The following is a 20483-nucleotide window of genomic DNA, read 5'->3' on the forward strand; positions in this document are numbered from 1 at the left end:
AGATTAGAAACGAAACAAGCCTCGAACTAAAGCCCGAGGCTTGCCTTTGCAGTAAAGAGTGAACGCCTACCAGGCCAAACGACATCCTCAGGCAACTTCTAAACGCACTTTCTTCCCTGCTCTTCCGACCAAATCCAGCAGCGTATCAACGCTAAATTTTTCAACCTTTTTTCTGTAGATATCAGACACCCTAGGGCGCGAGATCTTCAGAATGGCCGCTGCATCGGCCTGCTTCAGGTTTTCCTCGTCTATCCAGCCCACCAATGCCCCCGCGAGGCTCTCACGGATAGCTTGCCTCTGCAGGATGGCAGCGTCGGTTTCCTTCAGGAGTTGCGTTGCAGCCTGGTCATCGAAACCGAGATCAGCGAACACATTCCCAGAGCCTTTGGTGATGTGTCGCACCCCATGATTGTCGCCCGCATTTTTCTTCATTTCATTTAACTCCTGCATGTCTCTTCGCCTCGCCATACCGAACAATCGCTAGGTCAATGTCGGTTTGAGGCGTGGCGTTGGTTTTTTTTGAAAACGAATGAAGCACATACACGGCCTTCTCGAACTTTGCCACGTAGATAACCCGATACCATCCCGCTTTGTCACGAAAGCGGAGTTCGTAACATCCGGCGCCAACTCGTGACATGGAATCAGCATCATCAGCATCTTCGCCAAATTGAACCTTTCGAAGTTGCTGTCCGGCGAGCCTACGAATCTCTTCTGGAAACTCGATCAGATCCTCTTTGGAGGACCCCATCCACGCGATGTCCTTCGCCACTTCCCTTTTCCGGGGAGTCTTCTGAGCTCTTGCTGCCATTGTATAAATACTTATACCAAAGTCAAGGGCTTGGTTTCACTAAGGTGAACTTACCATGATCTACCCACACCCTCCTCTTGGGGCTTTGGCCGCATCGCAAGCGTAATCATCAGTCAGCAGCCAAAATCACGTCTAGGCGCAGTGGCAGGCAACGAGCTACAATGACCGGACACAAAACAGGACACATCCTGGTTTGCGTTCTGCTAAGAGAATCAGGGACTTAGAGTCGCGTAGACTCGATCCCCCTCTCTCCGCCAGATTGAATGACGTAGTGAAGGCTCCATGTCCGTGACGTTTCGCCGGGACATGGGGAGGGGGTGAGAACCCCCGGGTTCGACAAACCGCGTAGCGGTTTGCACGGCGAAGCCGCCCGCAGGGCGAGGTGCGCAGCGCCGAGTGAATCCCCCTCTCTCCGCCAGATTTCGAGCAGTTCACGGGCCGCGCGCAGCGCGGCCCTCGTCTATGGTGACCCCGTCGGTCCCTCGCGACGCTAGGTTGAAAACCCCGCCAGGGCCGGAAGGCAGCAACGGTATCGACTGATGCGGGCGCCGAGGTCAACCGGCGGGGTCATCGCCCTTTGGGGATGTGGAAAAGCCACTTCCCGGTCATTCATTGCTTGCTGCCGTTGCGACGGCCTCATTGCCTTTGGCGGGGAGTTACCGCGAGGCGCGGCGCCGAGGTCAACCGGCGGGGTCATCGCCCTTTGGGGATGTGGAAAAGCCACTTCCCGGTCATTCATTGCTTGCCGCCGTTGCGACGGCCTCATTGCCTTTGGCGGGGAGTTACCGCGAGGCGCGGCGCCGAGGTCAACCGGCGGGGTCATCACCCTTTGGGGGGCGCAAAAAAGCGCGGCCTTGGCCATTCACTGCTTCCCGCCGTTGCGACGGCCTCGTTGCCCATGGCGAGGAACCATCATGGGGCGCGGCGCGGCGCCGAACTACGGGAACAGCACCACCGCGCCGGGTTCGCGACCGGTGACCCAGTAGTCCACGACCTGCCATTTCTGCGTGTCGACCACGGCCACGCGATCGCCCCCACTGAGCGCCACGTAGGCGCGGGGCTTCACCGGATCGATGCTGATGCCGATCGGCAGCGTGCCACGGCCCAGTGCGGTGTCGCGGATGTCCATGCCTTCGCGCGTCAGCGGCACCCGGCTCAACGCCAGCTTGGTGCGCGCGTCAAAAATCTGCAGTTCGGCGCTGCGGGCATTCACCACGCAGGCGTGGCGACCATCCGGGGTGAACGCCACGCGCAGCGGAAAGCCCCTGCTGGACATCCGCCGCCGCACCACCAGGGTCTTGGGGTCATGGACGGTCACGGTGCCTTCGTCGCGATTGGCGACCCACAGCTCCAGTCCATCCGGGCGCAACGCGATGCCTTCGGCGCCCTTCCCGGCCGGTCGTTCCAGCAACATCCTGCCGGTGACCAGATCGATGCGGCTGACCGTGCCCCGGCCCAGTTTGCTGACATAGCCGATGCGCCGGTCCGCGTTGAGCGCGAGCATGTGTCCGATGCCGTCACCGATATCGATGGTTCGCGCGACCTTGCCCTCGTCCACGTCCACCACCAGCACGCTCGCGCTGCCTTCGGTGGTCACGGCGACATTTCCCGCGTCCAGGAAGTGCAGGCCGTGGGGCGCGCCGTGGCTGCCCAGATCGATGGTGCGGGTCGGGCGTCCGCGCTGCAGATCCAGCACCGACAGGCTGCTGCCGGCCACTTCGCTGCCGTAGTTGCTGACCACCGCCGTCTTCCCGTCGGGCGAGACCGCGATCTCGTGTGGCGAGTCGCCGGTGCGGTATTCCCCGCGCTTGCGTCCGTCCTGCGCGGACAGCCGCCAGACGCTGTCGGCGGACTGGTTGCTGACCAGCAGGTCCGCGCACCATCCGGACAATGGCGCGCACAGCGCCAGCCACAACAGCAGACATCCCTGTTCCGTGTTTCGCTTGAGCATCCTTTCCTCAATCCGTCGGGGGTGACGGGTGCAGCCAGCCGGCATCACCGGCAACGTAGCGTTCGTGCTTCCAGATCGGAACGCGTGATTTCACTTCATCGATGATCCAGCGGCAGGCGGTGAAGGCGGCGTCGCGGTGGCCCGCGCTGGCCCCCACCCAGACCGCGAGCTCGCCGATGGCCAGATCGCCGATCCGGTGCACGCAGCGCGCTTCGTGGATGGCGAAACGTTCGCAGGCCTCGGCCAGGATCCGCTCGCCTTCCTTCTCCGCCAGTTCCACATAGGCCTCATAACGCAAACCGTCCACGGCGCGGCCATCGTTGTGGTTGCGCACCCAGCCCTCGAACGCGGCAAACGCACCCGCGCGTTCGTCCAGCAGCACCGCGCGCAGTGGCGCGGGATCGAACGGAACCTCGCTCAAGGCGAAACGCGGCATCGCTCAGCCCCCGCTCACCGGTGGAATGAAGGCGACTTCGCTGTCCTCGCGCGGCGCCTCGTCCCAGCGCGCGAAGTCGCCATTGACGGCCACCCGCAGATGGGCGACCGGCAAGGCGAAGCCATGCCGTGCCTGCAGTTCGGCATAGAGTCCGCGCAGATCCGGCGCGGTGGTCTGCAGCGACTCCTCGCCGAGCCCGGCGGCATCACGCAGGCTGGCGAAATAACGCACGGTCAGCCGGGTCATGCGATCGCCCCCATGTCGCGCTTGCCGCCGCGCTTGCCGATCAGCTGCGCCGGCCCCAGCACGATGGCGTGGGACAGCGCCTTGCACATGTCATAGATGGTCAGCGCGGCCACGGTCGCTCCGGTCAACGCCTCCATCTCCACGCCGGTGCGGTGGGTGGTACGCACCGTGCAGCGGATGTCCAGGCTGCGTTCGTCGTGCCAGTCGATGGCGATGCGGCAACCGTCGATGGGCAAGGGATGGCAGAAGGGAATCAGTTCGTGGGTGCGCTTGACCGCCATCGTGCCGGCGATGACGGCGGTATCGACGATGCCGCCCTTGGCGCTGCGCAGGCCATTGGCGCGCAACTGCGCGGCCACCGCGGCCGGGAATTTCACCCGGCACTCCGCGCTGGCTTCGCGCGCGCTCACCGGCTTGGCGGACACGTCCACCATCGCCGGGCGTCCGTCGGCGTCGAGATGGGTCAGCGCGGGAGTCGGTTTCTTCATGGCACCGGCGGGGTTTCCAGGCCGCTCATGGTAGCGTCCCGCGCGCGCCGCGCCCATCGGGGCCTAGCCACCGATCAGGTACATCTCGACCGGCCGCCCATGGCGGGCGCCTGTGTCGTCGCGCTGTTCGCTGTAGCGATCCTCGCGCTGCCGCCAGAGCGTGGCGGCGTGCGCGGCCAGCGCCTGTTCGCCCTGGGCCAGGGCCGGACGCAGGTCCGCTCCTTCGCTGGCGAACAGGCAGGTGTACAGATGCCCGTCGGCCGAGACCCGGGCACGATGGCAGTCGCCGCAGAACGGCGTACTGACCGAGCTGACGAAGCCAATTTCACCCTGTCCGTCGTCGAAAGCGTAACGTTCGGCGACCTCGCCCCGGTAGTTGGCCCGCACCGGGTGCAGCGGCCAGCGCGCGCCGATGCGTTCGCGCAGTTCCGCCGACGGCACCATCTGGTCGCGCCGCCAGCCGTTGCGGGTGCCCACGTCCATGTATTCGATGAAGCGGACCACGTGGCCGCTGCCGCGAAAGTGATCCAGCAGCGGCAACACCTGCTGCTCATTGAGGCCGCGCTGGACCACGCAGTTGATCTTGAGTCGCTCGAAGCCGGCCGCGACGGCGGCATCGATGCCCGCCAGCACGTCCTGCACCCGGCCACGGCCGCCGGACATGGCGGCGAACACACCGGCATCGAGCGCGTCCAGGCTGACGGTCAGCCGGCGCAGGCCGGCCTGTTTCAGCGCCGCCGCCTGCGCGCGCAGCAGCGCGCCATTGGTGGTCAGCGCCACATCGTCCAGGCCCGGCAGCGCGGTCAGGCGCGCGACCAGATCCGGCAGGCCCTTGCGCAGCAGCGGTTCGCCGCCGGTCAGGCGCAGCTTGGACACGCCCAGCCGCACAAATGCCCGCACCAGGGTTTCGATCTGATCGAAGGAGAGCCGCGACGCGGCGTCCAGCCCGTAATCGTCCGGCACGCGATCGGCGGGCATGCAGTAACCGCAGCGGAAGTTGCACGCCTCGATCACCGACAGGCGCAGATCGTGCAGCGGGCGATCGAGACGATCCATCGGCAAGGGTGTCAATCCGGGCACGGCGTTCACGGCACGGTCTCCGCGATCTCCAGCGGCGCCTTCAACGGCAGGACCTGGCCCGGCTCGGCGACCCGGTGTCCGCGTTCGCGCATCGCCGCGCCATCGTCGATGCTGGCGTAGTGGTACAGCACGCAGCGCGCCAGCAACGCGGGCGGATACTCGCGTTCGAGATCCTCCACGCCGCTGTGCGACGGGTTGCCGTGCAGGGCGCAGTCATGGGCGATCACTTCATCGGCGTCGGCGAAGCGCGCCAGCATCTCGGGAATGGGGCGGGTGTCGCCGGTCCAGACCAGGCTGCCGGGCACGCGCAGGCCGAACGCGGTTTCCGGCCAATGGTGGCGCACCGGGAACACTTCCAGCCGCACGCCTTCGTGCCAGAACGCGCCGCCGACGGGTATCAACTGGAACGCATCCCAGAAATTGGCGCCGCCCTCGGCCAGCACGTTCGGATACTCGCCCACCCGCTGGTGCAGCAGCGGCACCACCGGCGCGGGTACGTACAGGCGTACCCGGCCGCGCCGCGCGGAATCGAAATAGTGGCCGACGAACAGGCGCTCGAAACCGGCCACGTGATCCAGATGGACGTGGGTCACGAACAAGGCCTGCGGCCATTCGCCGTAGTGTTCAAGGAACGCGGTCAGTCCTTCGCCGCCGCAGTCGACGGTGAGCCAGGGGCGGCCCTCGCGCTCCACCGTGGCCATGGCCGAGCCCAGCGCCACCGCGCTCGCGCTGCCGACGCCATGGAAACGCAGCCGCCAGTCCATCTCAAACTCCCCGTGCCCAGGCCTGATCATAGGCCCGGCGCAGGCGGACGAAGTCGTTCCGCACCTCCTCGCCGGGACGCGGGCCGCGCAGTTTCAGCAGCGAGCGCAGCAGGCGCGCCAGGTTCTGCTCGCGCCAGCCGGTCGCCGGGATGCGCAGGCGACCGCGATCGAAGTCGATCAGCCAGGCTTTGCCCTGCTCGTCGAACAGGATGTTGTGGGCGTTGAGGTCGGCGTGCTGGAGCCCGGCGCGATGGAAGCGTGCGATCAGCCGGCCGGCCTCCTCCCAGGGGCCGCGCAGTTCCTGCGCCAGCGTGGCCAGCGAGGTCACGCCCGCCAGCCGCTCCATCAGCAGCGCCGCGCGGTAGAACATGCCCTCGTGGACGTACTGGGCCGCGATCGGCTGCGGCACCGGCAGGCCGCGCGCCAGCAGGGCGCGCATCAGCCTGAACTCGGCGAAACTGCGGGTCTTGTCCGGTCCCCGCCACAGGTAGCGGTCCCGGCTGGCGCGCGCGGCCAGGCCGCCGCGCAGGTAGCGCCGCAGCACGCACTGGCTGGACGGCGCATCGATGAACCAGGCCCCGCCACGCCCGCCCTCGCCGACCGGCTGGGCGCGATCGCCCCACTTTTCCGGCACGAACCAGTCCGGATTGGCTTGCCGCAGGTGCTGGCGGTCGAACAGAATCGCACCGTATCCGCGGCCTTCGCGGAACGGCGTCAGGGATTCCGTGGCGTCGAAACTGACCATCCAGCGAGTCTAACAACTCTTGTCCGCCATCCCCCAATCGATCTGCCTGCTGCGCCTGTCGGCGCTGGGCGACGTGACCCACGTGGTGCCGCTGGTCCGCACCCTCCAGCGGCAGTGGCCGCGGACCCGCCTGCACTGGGTCATCGACAAGGTCGGCCACAAGCTGCTGGACGGCCTGGAAGGCGTCACCTTCCACACCTACGACAAGCGCAGCGGACTGGCCGGCATGCGCGCCCTGCGCCGCGAACTCCCGGCCGGCGGCTTCGACGTGCTGCTGCAGATGCAGGTCGCGCTGCGCGCCAACGTGCTGTCGGCCTTCATCCCGGCGCGGCGGCGCATCGGCTACGACCATGCACGCTCCAAGGACCTGCATGGCCTCTTCATCAACGAGCGCATCCCGGACCGGCCCGGCATCCACGTGCTGGACGCGATTGGCAGCTTCTGCGAGCCGCTGGGGCTCAGGCAGGATCAAGTGATCTGGGACCTGCCCTATCCGCAGGAGGCACGCGACTGGGCGGCGGCGCAGTGGCCGCAAGACGGCACGCCGGTGCTGATGATCTCGCCGTGTTCCAGCCACGTGCGCCGCAACTGGCATGCGGATCGCTACGCCGCCCTGGCCGACCATGCCGCCGGCCACGGCTGGCGCATCGTGCTGTGCGGCGGCCGCAGCGACCTGGAGCGCAGCACCACCGACGCCATCCTCGCCGCGATGCGCGCGCCCGCGCTGGATCTGGTCGGCAAGGACACCCTGAAGCAGCTCCCCGCCCTGCTGGAACGCGCCGACCTGCTGGTCACGCCGGATTCCGGTCCCATGCATATCGCCAATGCGGTGGGCACGAAGGTGCTGGGCCTGCACGCGGCCAGCAATCCGCGCCGCAGCGGCCCCTATTCGGATATCCGCTACTGCGTGGATCGCTATGACGCCGCGGCCCGCAAGTACCTGGGCAAGCCCGCCGATGCGTTGAAATGGGGCACCAAGATCGAGTTCGACGACGTGATGGACCTGGTCACCGTCGAGGATGCAATGGCCGCGTTCGAGCGCTATCGGGCCGACCGCACGCGCTGAGGAAAGCACGGGCGCATAATTCCGGGCATCGCGTCCGGAGTTTCGCTTGCCCATGTCACTGGCCACGCTGCTGGGAACCGAACTGCCGCTGCTGCAGGCACCGATGGCCGGCGTGCAAGGCAGCCGGCTGGCGATCGCGGTGAGCCAGGCCGGCGGACTCGGTGCCCTGCCCTGCGCGATGCTGTCGGCGGAGGCTATCCGCGCCGAAGTCGCGGCCATCCGTGCGCAAGTCGCGCATCCGTTCAACCTCAATTTCTTCTGCCATGCGCCGCCCGCGCCGGATCCGATACGGGAGGACGCCTGGCGACGGAAACTGGCCGGCGACCATGCGCGCTTCGGCCTGGATGCTTCGCACGTGGCGGCGGGCGGCGGACGTCGTCCCTTCGATGCCGACATGCTGGCCCTGCTCGGCGAACTGCGCCCGGCCGTGGTCAGTTTCCACTTCGGCCTGCCGGAGGAAAGCCTGCTGGCGCCGCTGCGCGCATGGGGCTGCCGGATCCTCTCCTCGGCGACCACGGTGGACGAAGCCCGCTGGCTGGAGGCCCGCGGCGTCGACGCGATCATCGCCCAGGGCCTGGAAGCCGGTGGACATCGAGGACTGTTCCTCGACGACGACCTCAGCACCCAGCTCGGCACGTTCGCGCTGGTACCGCAGGTGGCGGCGGCGGTGCGCTGCCCGGTGATCGCCGCGGGCGGCATCGCCGATGCGGCCGGCGTTGCCGCGGCGATGGCGCTGGGCGCGGCGGGCGTGCAGGTGGGCACCGCGTTCCTGCTGTGTCCGGAAGCGGATACCGGCCCGCTCCACCGCAGCGCCCTGCAAAGCCCGGCGGCGGCGCACACCGCGCTGACCAACGTCTTCACCGGCCGTCCCGCGCGCGGCATCGTCAACCACGCGATGCGCACGCTGGGGCCAATGGCCGATGACGCGCCCGCGTTTCCATTGGCGGGCGCCGCGATGGCGCCGCTGCGCAAGGCCGCCGAAGCCGTCGGCAGCAGCGACTACTCACCGCTGTGGGCCGGCCAGAACGTCTCGGGCGCGCGGCCCGAGCCGGCGGCACAACGGGTCTGGGATCTGGCGCGCGGGTTCGGACCGCAGGAGCCCCCCTGTCTGGTCTGAACGGCGCGCCGCCGACAGGCGACGGGCGTCACGCGGATCGTTATCATTCCGCCCGCGTTGTCCCTGTCGGGCCCCGCCGTAAGCGTTTACGTCAATCAACGCGCCATAGCCGCCGGATACGTCCGGGGCTGTTTCCCGGCACATGCCGGGTGGCGCCTTTGATCGACCGGCTTACGAAGATGTCATGAAGCCCGACGCAACACCCTTCCGGCGCGGCTTCCCGCGCAAACTCCCCGCCCGCTGCGCGCCATGGCTGATGCCGTTGCTGCTTTCCGTGCTGATGACCTGCGTGGTCTCGATGATCAGCACGCTGCGCAGCGCCGGCCTGCATCCACACCTGGGATGGCTGTGGCTCAGCGCCTGGGGCCTGTCCTGGCTGATTGCATTCCCGACCTTGCTGGTAATGCTGCCGCTGGTGCGACGCCTGACCGCGTGGATGGTCGAAAGCCCGCGTGCGTGAACAAAGCCACCGGGACGCCCAGGCGTCCCCGTGCGCCGGCACGGCTTACGGCGTGGCGCCGGTGCGGTAGTCCTGGTAGGACTTTTCTTCCACGTAGCTGGAACCCAGCGCCAGGTTGATGTCTTTCTTGATGCGCGCGCGCTCGTCGTTCTCGAAGTAGACGCTGCGCGCCAGGCGGACGAATTCTTCGTCGAACGCCTGCGCCTTTTCCTTGATGCGGATGTCGTCCTCGATCACCCACAGGCGCTCGTTGACGGCCTTGAGCTGGGCGCGCAGTTCACTGATGTTGTTCACCGCCGCCGGATGCGCCATCCAGGTCTTTTCCAGCGCGCTCAGTTCGTTGCGCACGTTGGCCAGCTTGGCCGGGTCGCTCATCCGCTCGGACTTGATCTGCAGGATGGCGATCTTGTCGAGCAGTTCGCCAAAGGAGACGGGGACGAGGATTTCGGACATGGGGCGATACCGCGGAAACGGGACCGCCAGTGTACCGGATGGCGGATACACGCCCTGTCGCGCGGCGCTACCATGGCGGCTTTCCGCATCAGGACGCTTTCCATGAATTCATCGTCGGCCCAACGTGTTGTCGTCACCGGCGCCTTTGGTGCGCTCGGCCGCGTGGTCGTGCGATCGCTGGCCGCCTCGGGCGCCGCGATCGCGGCGTTGGACCACGCGCCGGCCCCGACCGACGTGCCCGCCGGCGTGCATGCCTTCGGCGGCATCGATCTGGCCGATGGCGCCGCGGCGCGGGACGCCGTGGATCGGGCCAGCCAGGCGCTGGGCGGAATCGACGCGCTGGTGAACATCGCCGGCGGTTTTCGCTGGGAAACCCTGGCGGACGGTCACCTGGAGACCTGGGACCAGCTCTACCGTCTGAACCTGCGGACCGCCGTGGCCGCCAGCCAGGCGGCGCTGCCGTTCCTGCTGGCCGGTGGCGGCGGTCGCATCGTCAACATCGGCGCGGCCGGCGCGGCCAAGGCCGGCGTGGGGATGGGCGCCTACGCGGCGTCCAAGGCCGGCGTGGCCCGCCTGACCGAAGCCCTGGCCGAGGAATTCAAGGATCGCGGCATCACGGTCAACGCGCTGCTGCCCAGCATCATCGACACGCCCGCCAACCGCGCCGACATGCCGGACGCGGACGCCTCGCGCTGGGTGACGCCGGAACAGTTGGCCGGGGTGGTCCGGTTCCTGCTGTCCGAACCGGCCGCCGCCATCACCGGCGCCCTGATTCCGGTGACCGGTCGGGTCTGAGAGGACGCCGGAACCCTTCAACGCAAAAACCCCCTTGCGGGGGCTCTTGCGTCTCTCTCCAGATCCCCGCACTCCGCCAGATACGCAAAAGCCCCCTTGCGGGGGCCCTTGCGTATCTGGCGGAGAGGGGGGGATTCGAACCCCCGATACGCTATTAACGTATGCCTGATTTCGAGTCAGGTACATTCAACCACTCTGCCACCTCTCCGGTGGTCCCCGGCACTTGGCCGGGGGCGTGAATGATACGGGTCGGCCCCTCCGCCGACAAGCCGAAGCTGAAAATCCCGGCAGGTTTCATGCCCTTCCACTGAACGGAAACGCTCACCGACCCGCTTTTGCTTGCCGGTTGTCCGTTTCGTCCGGATCATTCCGTATCAACCAGCAGGGAAAACTCCCTCCGCTCCCACCATCAGGATTTCAATGATCGAATTCGGGCATATCACCCACGTAGGCCTCAGAAGGGAGCTGAACGAGGACACCTACTACGGCGACAGCGAGCTGGGGCTGTGGTTGGTGGCCGATGGCATGGGGGGGCACGCTTGCGGCGAGGTGGCCAGCGCGCTGGCGCGCGAGACCATCGTGCGCGAGATTCGCGACGGCACGCCGCTGCACCAGGCCATCCGCATCGCCGACGAGGAGATCATCCGCACCTCCCGTCGTCGCAACGACACCCTGCCGATGGGCACCACCGTGGTGGCCGCGCGGGTCCAGGGCAATCGGTTCGAGGTCGCCTGGGTCGGCGACAGCCGGGCCTACCTGTGGCGAGACGGCCAGTTGGCCCAGCTCAGCCAGGACCACAGTTACGTGCAGGAACTGATCGCCCAGGGCTCGCTGACCAGCGAGCAGGCGCGCACCCACCCGCATCGCAACGTGGTGACCCAGGCGCTGGGGGTGACCGATCCGACCCACCTCAACGTGGAAACCCTGACCGGGGAGCTGCGTCCGGGCATGCAACTGCTGCTGTGCAGCGACGGGCTGACCGAGGAAGTGGACGACCGCAGCATCGCCGAGACGCTGCGCCTGGGCGAATGCAGCGCGCAGGAATGCGTGGACTGCCTGGTCGCGGCGGCACTGGATGGCGGCGGCTCGGACAACGTCACCGCGATCCTGGTCCGCTGCCACTGAGGCAGGCTCCCATCGGGCAAGTCGCTTAGGGCAGGGCCTGCTCCGCCGCCCTTGGCCTTCCCGCTCCCGATCCGCCAGGCAGGCCCGGCGCGACCAGGAAGCGTGCCCGCGCTGCTCCGGGATTCAGGCGATGGCGGTTTCCGCCGTCACCGGCGCATCGAGTTCATCCCACAACGCCTTGCCGGCCTTCTTGCGCAGTTTCTCCAGGCGCGCCTCGTGCGCGGCCTGCTCGGCTTCGCCAATCTGCACGCGCGGACGCGGCCCGCTGGCCAGGCCACTGAAGTCGGCCGTCACCACCGCTGCTCCGGAGGTCGGTTCGTCGAGCCCGGCGAATCCGATTTCCCGCTGGCCGGCGGTCAACGCGAGATAGACGTCGCAGAGCAGTTGGGCGTCGAGCAGCGCGCCGTGCAGCTGCCGATGGGTATTGTCCACGCCCAGGCGCTTGCACAACGCATCCAGTGAATTGCGCTGACCGGGGAAGCGCTGGCGGGCCAGCAGCAGCGAATCCTCCACCGTGACCCGATCCAGCAGGCGTCCATAGCCGTCGCCGAGCAGCGACAGTTCATAGTCCAGGAAGCCCACGTCGAACGCGGCGTTGTGGATGATCAGTTCCGCGCCATCGATGAAGGCCAGGAACTCATCGGCGATCTGCGCGAACAGCGGCTTGTCGGACAGGAAGTCCAGGCTCAGGCCGGTGACTTCCGCCGCGCCCTGTTCGAATTCGCGCTGCGGGTGGATGTACTGGTGGTAGGTGCGGCCGGTGGGGCGGCGTTCGAGCAGTTCGACACAGCCGATTTCCACGATGCGGTTGCCCTTCTTCCATTCCAGGCCGGTGGTTTCGGTGTCGAGGATGATTTGTCGCATGCGTTTGTCTTGCCTATTGCGGTTGCTTGTCGGATTGCCAGGCGAACAACTTCAGTTCGATGTCGTCCGCCGCCAGCCGGACCCTGTCACGGTACTCGAAACCCAGGCCCCGCAGGGTCCGGATCGAGGCCGCGTTGTCCGGGTCCACCACCGCCAGGACGGTGGTCATGCCCCGTGTCTGCGCCGAAGCCAGCACCGCCCGGGCCGCTTCCGCGACGTAGCCGTGCCCGCGGAATCGCGGCAGCAGCGCGTAACCCAGATCGACATGGGCCAACGGCGGCCGCTTGATCAGCCCGCACAGGCCCACCGCCGCGCCATCCTCGCGCCGCTCGACCCGGTACAGGCCGAAGCCGTTGAGCCGGTAGCTCGCCACCGGGCCGTCGCGCAGGTAGTCGGCCGCCTGCGCCAGGTCATGCACGCCGCGATCGCCGATGTAGCGGAGGAAGTCCGGATCGTTGAGCAGTTCCAGCACGAAGGCGGCATCGCCGGGCGCGTGTTCCGACAGTTCGTACAGGCGCAGGCGCCCGGTTTCGAGCACGGGAGACAGGTTCATGCGGGGCTACCTTACCGCCGCCGGATCCCGGAACCTGAGCGCCTGGGCGCGCGCCAACTGATCCACTCGCTCGTTGTCGGGATCGCCGTTGTGGCCCTTCACCCAGTGCCATTCAATCCGGTGGCGGCGGGTCGCTTCGTGCAGGCGTTCCCACAGATCACGGTTCTTGACCGGATCCCCGGCGGCGGTCTTCCAGTTGCGCCGCACCCAGTTGGGCATCCATTCGGTGATGCCCTGGCGGACGTACTGCGAATCGATGTAGAGCGCGATGTTGCAGCTCTCGGTCAGCGTCTCCAGCGCCACGATGGCCGCCATCAGTTCCATGCGGTTGTTGGTGGTCTGCGCCTCGCCGCCGTACAGCGCGCGCTCCTTGTCCTGGTAGCGCAGCAGCGCGGCCCAGCCGCCCGGGCCGGGATTGCCCAGGCATGAGCCGTCGGTGTGGATGGTGATCTCTTTCATTGAATCCTGTTGGTTGCTCAGGCGGGGGCCGCGCCGGTATTCCAGTGACGCCTGGCCGGCGCGGGCGGAATCAGGGCGGCGACGCGTTTTTCGGCTTCCAGCACGCAGACCGCGCGGAGCCGGTTGGAGGAAGGTGGGGACGCTGCGGCGGTACCCCGCAGCACCGGGCCCAGATAGGTCGCCCCGGTGGCAATTGGATGCAGGCCGGCCCGGCGGAGCGCGGCCTGCCATGCCGCGGCGTCGCGCACGCGCAGGGCAGTACCCCGCCAGCGCAGCCGGTAGGGGCTCACCGGGTTGAGCACGTACAGGCGCAGGCGTCCCCCGGGGGCCAGCGTGCGTGCGCATTCGCCCAGCAGGTCCGAGGCGGCGGGGCCCTCGACGGCATGCTGGATGACCATGCTGCCAAAAGCCTCGCTCGGCAGCGGCAGCGGCAGCTCGCAGCGCAGATCGCCGCTGAAGCCATCCGGATGCCGCCACAGCCACAGCTGGCGGCTGAAGCCGTGCAGGACCACCGGTGGCTGCGGCGCCGGGGCCGGGGTCAGCCAGAGTGCCGGCTGGGTAGGCCTGCGGGCCAGCCATAGCCCGGCCGTGGCCAGCTCGGCGGCCAGCAGCGCCTGGCCACGGCCGGCACCGAACCACGCCAGGGCTTCGGGTTGACGGCGGAATGCGAAGGCAGGCATGTTCAAATTGTAGTGGACGACCCCGCCAGCGTCCCTCCCAACCCGCCATCGCCCATGCGCCTGACCGCCCTGACCGCTTTCGACGACAACTACATCTGGGCGCTGGCCGACGACGACGGCGATGCGCTGATCGTGGACCCGGGCGACGCCGCGCCGGTGCTGGCCGCCGCGGGCCAGGGCCTGTGGCCGGCCGCGGTCCTGCTGACCCACCATCACAACGACCACATCGGCGGCGTGGCCGCGCTGCGTGCGCGCTGGCCCACCCTGCCGGTCTACGCCCCGGAGGACGAGCGCATTCCCTTCGCTTGCGATCGAGTGGTCGACGGCAACCGGCTGACGCTGAAGAACTGGAACCTGGAAGTGATGTCCGTTCCCGGCCATACCCGCAGCCACATCGCCTATCTGGGCGGCGGCCAGGACCAGGACCACCTCTTCTGCGGCGATACCCTGTTCAGCCTGGGCTGTGGGCGGATGTTCGAAGGTACGCCGTCCCAGATGCTGGCGTCGCTCGACCGCCTGGCCGCCCTGCCCGGCCCCACCGCGGTCTGTTGCGGCCACGAATACACGCTGGCCAACGCCGCGTTCGCCCGCACGGTGGACCCCGCCAACGACGCCCTGCGTCGCCGAACCGAGGAAGTCCACGCCATGCGCCAAGCCGGTCGCCCGACCCTGCCGTCGACCCTGGCCCAGGAAACCGCGACCAACCCGTTCCTGCGGGTGGACAGCGACGCCGTGCGTGCGGCCGTGGCCCACCACCTGGGTCGCGCGCCCGCGGACCGGGTCGAGACCTTCGCCGAGCTCCGGCGCTGGAAGGACCAGTTCCGCGCATGAGCCGGCGCGGCCCGCACCCTGGCCGACGCACCGGACGGCTGGCATTGGCCTGCAGTCTGGCCCTCGGATGGGCACAGGTCCCTTCCGCGATTGCCGCCGCCCCGGCGCAGCCCCCCATCGAACTGGTCACCGTACCGCCCAGCGGACGGGAAAGCGGCCTGGAGATCTACCAGCGCTTCCGTGCCGGCCTGGCCGAACCACAGTGCGATGCCGCCGCCACCGGCCCCCGCTGGAAGAAGCAGTTCGCCCACGCGCCGGGACAACTGGTCAAATCGGACGACGTGCTGCCGTTGTTCGGCTATGTGGTGGATGCGTTGCGCGAGGCACACCTGCCCACCGAATTCGCCCTTATTCCGTTCGTCGAAAGCGGCTACAAGCCCGGCGCGCGCAACGCCAGTGGTCCAGCTGGCCTGTGGCAATTCATCGGGGTGACCGCGCGCAATCACGGCGTACCGGTACGTGCGGGCTACGACGGCCGGCTCTCGCCGGTCGATTCGACCCAGGCGGCGGTGCGCTACCTCAAGACCCTGCACGGCATGTTCGGCGGCGACTGGCGGTTGGCGGTGATGGCCTACAACGCCGGCGAGTACCGCGTGCTGCAATCGATGCGGCGTGCCGGCATGAACGCCCAGAACGCGCGGCCCGCCCAACTGCCGGGCCTGTCCAGCATCACCTACGCCTACGTGGAGAAGCTGCATGCGCTGGCCTGCATTTTCGAACAGGCCGACGACCGCGGCGAATGGCTCAGGCGGCTGGACCGCCCGGTTCCGCGCCTGGCAGTGCACGCCCTGCCCCGCGATGCGGCCAGCCTGGAACGCTGGGCGACGGTCAATGGACACGACAGCCTGCTGCTCAAGCGATTGAACCCAGGCCTGGGCCAGGGCATCCCGAAACTGGACAAGCCCGTCCGGATACTCGCGCCCACCCCGCTCGGCACGGCCTCCGACACCGCGATGTCCCTGCAGGTGATCTCGGCATCCGCCGCCGGGGAATCCGTCTCCGCGGAAAGCGGGATCGGCGCCGCCACCGCATCCACCATCACGGACCCGGAGTCCGCCACCAGGACGGTGGCCGCGACGGCGCGACGCTCGCATACCGTGCGCAGGGGTGAATCCGCCTGGACCATCGCCCGCCGTTATGGCCTCAAGCCGCAGCAGCTGCTGTCGCGCAACGGGCTCAAGCCCGATGCGGTGCTGCGCCCCGGCATGGTCCTGGCGGTGGACGAAAACCGGCCTTGAGCGCCAGCGCGGCGACGCGCCCCGAAGTCCGCCGACACCCAATCTCGAAAACAAAAAGCCCGGCCAAGGCCGGGCTTTTTTTGGTCGACGTCGTGACGAACGCCTTACAGGCGATCTTCCATCACCGTGACCTTGTACTGCTTGCGCATGGATTCGATGAAGGCCTGGGTGGCGACACCGCCGCCCAGCTGCATCAGCTGCTGCTTCATGCCGTCGCGCTGTTCGGCCGGCACCTTGCTGGCCTCGCCGTCGGTAACCTTGGTAACCGCGAACACCGCGAACGCGCCGCCGCCCAGCGCCACCTTGCCCGCAGACGCCTTGCCGGCGGCCGGACGCGGCGCCGCGAAGATCGCCTCGTTGCCCTCGGCGGTCGGAACCGGCATGCCGCGCGGCATGCCCGGCATTTCGTTGAACTGCAGCTTGTCGGCGGTGGCGATGGCCTGCAAGGTCTCGCCCTTGCCGATGCGCGCGAGAATCGCGTCGGCGGTCGCGGCGGTCGCCTTCTCCTGGCGGTCGGCGCGGATCGCGGCAATCACCGCGTCACGCACCTGCGCCAACGGCTGCGGCTGCTCGGGCGTATGCCCGACCACGCGGATCACCACGCTGTGGCTGGGTGCGATCTCGATCGGATCGCTGACCGTGCCGTCCTGTACCAGCGCATCGGAGAACGCGCTGCGCAGCACCGCCGGATTGGCGGCGATGCCGCCGGCGGTGGCACGGGAGAACGGACCCACCTTCTGCACCGGCAGGCCCACGGCCTTGGCGGCGGGCTCCAGCGCGGTCGGGTTCTTCAGCACTTCGTTGACCAGCTTGCCAGCCAGTTCGTTGTAGGCGCGTTCGGAATCGGCCGAAGCCTGTTCGCGAGCCAGCTCGTCGCGTACTTCCTCGAAACTCTTGCCATGGCCAGGCTTGATCTCGCCCAGCTTGAGCACGTGGTAACCGAAGTCGGTCTTCACCGGACCACGGATCTCACCGGCCTGCATCGCGAACGCGGCGTCCTCGAACGGCTTGACCATCGAGCCATCACGCGCGAACGCCGGCAACAGGCCGCCGGTGTCCTTGGAGCCCGGGTCTTCGGAATTGGCCTTGGCCAAGGCAGCGAAGTCCGCGCCCTGCCTGGCCTGCGCGGCCAGCGCCGCGGCCTTGTCCTCGGCCTTCTTCAGGGTCGCGGCGTCGGCTCCTGCGGGCGCGGAAATCAGGATGTGCGAAACCACGCGCTGTTCCGGCGCCACGAACCGGCTCTTCTCGGCTTCATAGCGCTTGCGCAGGGTTGCCTCATCCGGCGCCGCTGCGCCCGGCAGGCTGGCACCGTTGACCTCGACGTACTCCAGCGACACCGTTTCCGGCTGCCGGTAGCTGGCCTTGTGGCCGTCGTACCACTTCTGGATATCGGCATCCGACACGGGCGCGGTGTCCGGGGCGGCCGGCGGTACCAGCGCCAGGCCCACGTCGCGGGTCTGCGCCAGCAGCTTGAACAGGCGATCCAGCTCACCCGGGGTGACGAAATCCGAAGTGCCGATGCCTTCGGGCATGACCATCATCTTCAGCCGCTCGCGCTCCTGCTCCTGGAACTTCAGTGGCTGGATGGCCGGCACCTGCGAGGCCAGCACCAGCTGGTAGCGCTCGGCATTGAACTTGCCATCGACCTGGAAGGCCGGTTCGGCGGCGATGGCCTGGTTCACGGCGGCATCGCCGATGACCACGCCGGCGCGCTCGGAGGCCAGCGCCAGCACGCGCTGGTTGATCAGCTGTTCGAGGACCTTGAGCTTGTTTTCCTTGGTCTCGAACTCACGCGCATCGAAGTTCTCGCCCAGCATCTGCCGTTGCTGCTGCCGCGCCGTCTCGAAGGTGTTGCGGAACTCGTCGACGGTGATTTCCTTGCGCTGCCATAGCTTGGACACCGGCCACCAGTGCGGCGCGGACTGCCACCAACTGGGCGGCGCCTCGACGGTCGCGACATCATTGGCCGTGCCGCCGGTCATGTACTCGTTCACGCCGACGAAGGCGAACGGAATGATCAGCAGGCCCAGGATGAGGGTGGCGATCCACCCGGACGTCTTATCGCGGAGTTTTTGCAGCATCGATGCGTGGCTCGATTTCGGTTAGCCAAGCAGTTTACCGTGCTTCGGCGAGGTTCGCCTCACGCCGGCCGGATCGGCCCCGCCCGTTCATTTCCCTGGGGGGGCGGGAACGCCGGAAAGCAGAAAGCCCGCTTTCGCGGGCTTTCCGGGATAAATGGCGGAGTGGACGGGACTCGAACCCGCGACCTCCGGCGTGACAGGCCAGCATTCTAACCGACTGAACTACCACTCCGCGCTGAGACGGCTATTGTAAGGGGCTTCCGGGGATTCCGCTAGACCGGCCGAACAGATTTCCAGGTTCGGCTTCTCTTCGCCCCGCGCCGAGGGTCCGCCGCCTGGGCCCACCTGCGACGGCCGGCATCCACGATCGCCGCCGGCCGTTTCAGCCACGCTTCCGGCCACCCGCCACCCGGTCAGAGCGGCCCCGGCAATCGCGGTCACGCCCGGGCGAGCGTCCACCACCATCCCGGCCACACCCGCGAATGGAAGATCCGTCAGATCGTCTTCATCAGGGAACCCGCCCTTCACCGCTTCCCGCCCGAACCCGGCCATCGTGGCGCACCGCGGCTCCCACCGGCCGACAGGATTCGCTTGCGGCGCAACGCGGAAGCAACGGGTACGTCCCGTAGGCCGGGGTTCCTTTTTGGCTGTGCCCGGTGCTTCCCGCATGGAACCGGACCGAACCCGTTCGCTGCGTTTACTGCCGGGGAAAGCGATTTCCCGATGGGGCGGACGGCGTCCTTTCCTGAGAACAAACAACGCAAAAGGGCTGCGGAATCATCCCGATAGAATCAACCCCTGATCGTACTGCCATTGCGTTTGTGTCATGCCGCCGCCTCGCCTGCTTCGATGCCTCACCTGGCTACTCCTGCCCATGCTGCCCCTCGTCTTCGGTGACTCCATCGCCGCTGCCGCCGGGAGCGAGTATCCGGTGAACACCGCGACTTCCTTCATCCCCTACCTCCATGCCGATGGCCGGTTCGGCTTTGTCGACAGCGAGGGGCAGGCGCCGTTCGCGAAAACCTTCGAGGATGCGCAGCCGTTTACCGAAGGCCGGGCCGCGGTGAAATCGGGCGGGAAATGGGGCTACATCGATCTCCGGGGCCGTTGGATCGTGCGTCCGCGGTTCACCGAAGCCGAGCCATTCAGAAACGGCGTGGCTTGCGGCGCCATCGTCAAGCCGTCGACCCGAAGCGGATTCATCGATCTGAATCCATTTCATTCCCTGGGAAGCCGGAAGTGTTATCTGATCTCTCCCGATGGCCACACACGATCCTGTAGAAGCGACTATCCGAATAGCGATGAGTACGACGTGGCATCCAGCCGCATCCGGAAGCCGCCGTCGGATTCGCCGGAGCTTCGCGTGGTACGCGCCCCGGACCGCAAGAGCGTCGGTGTGCTCGGTACCGACGGCCGGCAAATCGTCCCGTTCGGCATCTACGACGCTCTGGAAAATCAGCGCGGCCACCTTTTCATGGCTCATCGCGCGGAAGGCTGGGGCGTTCTGGATGCGACGCGCAATGTGGAGGTCGTGAGGCCAAGCTCGGTGCAGTCCGAGTACCTGGGATATATCGAGCCGCCCGATCTTTCTCCCCCTCTTCTGAGAGTGCGGCGCGACGATGCCTGGTGCCTCCTCGATCACACGGGGGCGGAGCTCCGGTGTGGTCTGCATGAGGTATGGGAGTGGGGAGATGGTCTGATCCCGGCCAGCAATCAGCAAAAGCAATGGGGAGCGCTCGATACGCGCGGGCGACTGGTCATCCCGTTCCAGTATGACTGGAGCTTCAGGTTCCGCGATGGACACGCACGCGTGCGTGTCGGCGGCAGTGAGTTCTATATCGATCCGCAGGGGCGCGAGTACCGGGCTTCCTCCATGTCGGACTGATCAGGTTTCAAACCGCACGACAGGTGCGACAGCACCGACATGTCAGGGAGTCGCGCCCCGCAATGGCTCCGCATCGAGCATGGCGGGCTCACCGGAAAAGGCGCATCGCGCCACAACGCTGCCGTTGGCGGGGCAATAAAAAAAACCCCTGATTTCTCAGGGGTTTTTCATGTTCGTGGCGGAGTGGACGGGACTCGAACCCGCGACCTCCGGCGTGACAGGCCAGCATTCTAACCGACTGAACTACCACTCCGCGGAAACTGAAACCATTGATCCGGTTTGGTGGGTGCTGAGGGTTTCGAACCCCCGACCCTCGCCTTGTAAGGGCGACGCTCTACCGCTGAGCTAAGCACCCGTT

General features: G+C 67.3%; 23 protein-coding genes, 4 tRNA genes and 2 other RNA genes. 10 read left to right on the forward strand and 19 right to left on the reverse strand.

The window, feature by feature from the left end:
* Positions 1-87: 87 nt before the first annotated feature.
* On the reverse strand, positions 88-450 hold the full coding sequence (locus AC3DE2_RS14300) for a helix-turn-helix domain-containing protein (RefSeq protein ID WP_488426759.1): 363 nt from the start codon (positions 448-450) through the stop codon (positions 88-90).
* Positions 434-769: a type II toxin-antitoxin system RelE/ParE family toxin gene (locus AC3DE2_RS14305; protein ID WP_488426761.1), complete on the reverse strand. Its 336-nt coding sequence runs from the start codon at positions 767-769 to the stop codon at positions 434-436. Before AC3DE2_RS14305 ends, AC3DE2_RS14300 begins: the two co-directional genes overlap by 17 nt.
* Positions 770-1105: 336 nt before the next feature.
* Here AC3DE2_RS14305 and AC3DE2_RS14310 point away from each other — a divergent pair.
* Together AC3DE2_RS14310 and ffs are read left to right on the forward strand one after the other, a co-directional pair.
* A non-coding RNA gene (locus AC3DE2_RS14310) (RtT sRNA) lies at positions 1106-1226 on the forward strand.
* Positions 1227-1279: 53 nt separating this feature from the next.
* Positions 1280-1376, forward strand: an RNA gene (gene ffs, locus AC3DE2_RS14315) — signal recognition particle sRNA small type.
* Between the two features lie 369 nt (positions 1377-1745).
* Here the strand turns inward: ffs and AC3DE2_RS14320 are convergent.
* The 7 genes from AC3DE2_RS14320 to AC3DE2_RS14350 all read right to left on the reverse strand — a co-directional run bounded on the left by AC3DE2_RS14320 (position 1746) and on the right by AC3DE2_RS14350 (position 6518).
* Positions 1746-2759, reverse strand: coding sequence for a YncE family protein (locus tag AC3DE2_RS14320; RefSeq protein ID WP_488426762.1), 1014 nt, complete (start codon positions 2757-2759; stop codon positions 1746-1748).
* 7 nt (positions 2760-2766) lie between these two features.
* A complete protein-coding gene (locus AC3DE2_RS14325) occupies positions 2767-3195 on the reverse strand; it encodes a molybdenum cofactor biosynthesis protein MoaE (RefSeq protein ID WP_488426763.1) in 429 nt (142 codons plus the stop codon).
* 3 nt (positions 3196-3198) lie between these two features.
* A complete protein-coding gene (locus AC3DE2_RS14330) occupies positions 3199-3441 on the reverse strand; it encodes a MoaD/ThiS family protein (protein ID WP_488426764.1) in 243 nt (80 codons plus the stop codon).
* Positions 3438-3929: a cyclic pyranopterin monophosphate synthase MoaC gene (moaC, locus tag AC3DE2_RS14335; RefSeq protein ID WP_488426765.1), complete on the reverse strand. Its 492-nt coding sequence runs from the start codon at positions 3927-3929 to the stop codon at positions 3438-3440. The genes AC3DE2_RS14330 and moaC overlap by 4 nt, the downstream gene beginning before the upstream one ends.
* 63 nt (positions 3930-3992) lie before the next feature.
* Complete coding sequence (gene moaA, locus AC3DE2_RS14340; protein WP_295383296.1) at positions 3993-4985, reverse strand: GTP 3',8-cyclase MoaA; 993 nt, start codon at positions 4983-4985, stop codon at positions 3993-3995.
* A 29-nt stretch (positions 4986-5014) separates the two neighbouring features.
* Positions 5015-5773, reverse strand: coding sequence for an MBL fold metallo-hydrolase (locus AC3DE2_RS14345; protein ID WP_488426766.1), 759 nt, complete (start codon positions 5771-5773; stop codon positions 5015-5017).
* A 1-nt stretch (position 5774) separates the two neighbouring features.
* Positions 5775-6518 (reverse strand): 3-deoxy-D-manno-octulosonic acid kinase, encoded by a 744-nt coding sequence (locus AC3DE2_RS14350; RefSeq protein ID WP_488426767.1) that lies wholly within the window; start codon positions 6516-6518, stop codon positions 5775-5777.
* 28 nt (positions 6519-6546) lie between these two features.
* On the opposite strand from AC3DE2_RS14350, the gene AC3DE2_RS14355 reads away from it, so the two are divergent.
* The 3 genes from AC3DE2_RS14355 to AC3DE2_RS14365 all read left to right on the forward strand — a co-directional run bounded on the left by AC3DE2_RS14355 (position 6547) and on the right by AC3DE2_RS14365 (position 9161).
* Positions 6547-7584, forward strand: a complete 1038-nt coding sequence (locus AC3DE2_RS14355; RefSeq protein ID WP_488426847.1) for a glycosyltransferase family 9 protein — start codon at positions 6547-6549, stop codon at positions 7582-7584.
* 52 nt (positions 7585-7636) lie between these two features.
* Entirely contained in the window at positions 7637-8701 is a 1065-nt protein-coding gene (locus AC3DE2_RS14360) for an NAD(P)H-dependent flavin oxidoreductase (protein ID WP_488426848.1), read from the forward strand.
* Between the two features lie 184 nt (positions 8702-8885).
* Positions 8886-9161, forward strand: coding sequence for a DUF2798 domain-containing protein (locus AC3DE2_RS14365; protein WP_488426769.1), 276 nt, complete (start codon positions 8886-8888; stop codon positions 9159-9161).
* A 45-nt stretch (positions 9162-9206) separates the two neighbouring features.
* Here the strand turns inward: AC3DE2_RS14365 and AC3DE2_RS14370 are convergent, their stop codons facing one another.
* Positions 9207-9614, reverse strand: coding sequence for a DUF6165 family protein (locus AC3DE2_RS14370; RefSeq protein ID WP_295383276.1), 408 nt, complete (start codon positions 9612-9614; stop codon positions 9207-9209).
* 102 nt (positions 9615-9716) lie between these two features.
* Here AC3DE2_RS14370 and AC3DE2_RS14375 point away from each other — a divergent pair, with 102 nt between their 5' ends.
* On the forward strand, positions 9717-10409 hold the full coding sequence (locus AC3DE2_RS14375) for an SDR family NAD(P)-dependent oxidoreductase (protein WP_488426770.1): 693 nt from the start codon (positions 9717-9719) through the stop codon (positions 10407-10409).
* Between the two features lie 117 nt (positions 10410-10526).
* Here the strand turns inward: AC3DE2_RS14375 and AC3DE2_RS14380 are convergent.
* Positions 10527-10617: transfer RNA gene (locus AC3DE2_RS14380), tRNA-Ser, on the reverse strand.
* 212 nt (positions 10618-10829) lie between these two features.
* Between AC3DE2_RS14380 and AC3DE2_RS14385 the strand changes: the two genes are divergently transcribed.
* Positions 10830-11534, forward strand: coding sequence for a PP2C family protein-serine/threonine phosphatase (locus AC3DE2_RS14385; protein ID WP_295374559.1), 705 nt, complete (start codon positions 10830-10832; stop codon positions 11532-11534).
* Between the two features lie 123 nt (positions 11535-11657).
* Here AC3DE2_RS14385 and dnaQ read toward each other — a convergent pair whose 3' ends face one another.
* From dnaQ to AC3DE2_RS14405, 4 genes are read right to left on the reverse strand one after another with little or no spacing between them, the layout of a single operon-like run.
* Positions 11658-12398: a DNA polymerase III subunit epsilon gene (gene dnaQ / locus AC3DE2_RS14390; RefSeq protein ID WP_295374562.1), complete on the reverse strand. Its 741-nt coding sequence runs from the start codon at positions 12396-12398 to the stop codon at positions 11658-11660.
* A 13-nt stretch (positions 12399-12411) separates the two neighbouring features.
* Positions 12412-12951: a GNAT family N-acetyltransferase gene (locus AC3DE2_RS14395; RefSeq protein ID WP_295374565.1), complete on the reverse strand. Its 540-nt coding sequence runs from the start codon at positions 12949-12951 to the stop codon at positions 12412-12414.
* A gap of 6 nt (positions 12952-12957) precedes the next feature.
* Complete coding sequence (gene rnhA / locus AC3DE2_RS14400) at positions 12958-13410, reverse strand: ribonuclease HI (RefSeq protein ID WP_488426771.1); 453 nt, start codon at positions 13408-13410, stop codon at positions 12958-12960.
* 17 nt (positions 13411-13427) lie between these two features.
* Positions 13428-14090, reverse strand: coding sequence for a hypothetical protein (locus AC3DE2_RS14405; RefSeq protein WP_488426772.1), 663 nt, complete (start codon positions 14088-14090; stop codon positions 13428-13430).
* Positions 14091-14144: 54 nt separating this feature from the next.
* Between AC3DE2_RS14405 and gloB the strand changes: the two genes are divergently transcribed.
* On the forward strand, positions 14145-14921 hold the full coding sequence (gene gloB / locus AC3DE2_RS14410) for a hydroxyacylglutathione hydrolase (protein WP_488426773.1): 777 nt from the start codon (positions 14145-14147) through the stop codon (positions 14919-14921).
* Positions 14918-16159 (forward strand): lytic transglycosylase domain-containing protein, encoded by a 1242-nt coding sequence (locus AC3DE2_RS14415; protein ID WP_488426774.1) that lies wholly within the window; start codon positions 14918-14920, stop codon positions 16157-16159. The genes gloB and AC3DE2_RS14415 overlap by 4 nt, the downstream gene beginning before the upstream one ends.
* A gap of 104 nt (positions 16160-16263) precedes the next feature.
* Here the strand turns inward: AC3DE2_RS14415 and AC3DE2_RS14420 are convergent, their stop codons facing one another.
* A complete protein-coding gene (locus AC3DE2_RS14420) occupies positions 16264-18240 on the reverse strand; it encodes a peptidyl-prolyl cis-trans isomerase (RefSeq protein ID WP_488426775.1) in 1977 nt (658 codons plus the stop codon).
* A gap of 155 nt (positions 18241-18395) precedes the next feature.
* Positions 18396-18472 (reverse strand) — tRNA-Asp (locus tag AC3DE2_RS14425).
* Between the two features lie 642 nt (positions 18473-19114).
* Here AC3DE2_RS14425 and AC3DE2_RS14430 point away from each other — a divergent pair.
* A complete protein-coding gene (locus AC3DE2_RS14430) occupies positions 19115-20125 on the forward strand; it encodes a WG repeat-containing protein (RefSeq protein ID WP_488426776.1) in 1011 nt (336 codons plus the stop codon).
* A gap of 176 nt (positions 20126-20301) precedes the next feature.
* Here the strand turns inward: AC3DE2_RS14430 and AC3DE2_RS14435 are convergent.
* Together AC3DE2_RS14435 and AC3DE2_RS14440 are read right to left on the reverse strand one after the other, a co-directional pair.
* Positions 20302-20378 (reverse strand) — tRNA-Asp (locus AC3DE2_RS14435).
* A gap of 27 nt (positions 20379-20405) precedes the next feature.
* Positions 20406-20480 (reverse strand) — tRNA-Val (locus AC3DE2_RS14440).
* Positions 20481-20483: the final 3 nt, after the last annotated feature.

The sequence above is a fragment of the Pseudoxanthomonas sp. 68-E7 genome (assembly GCF_057773145.1).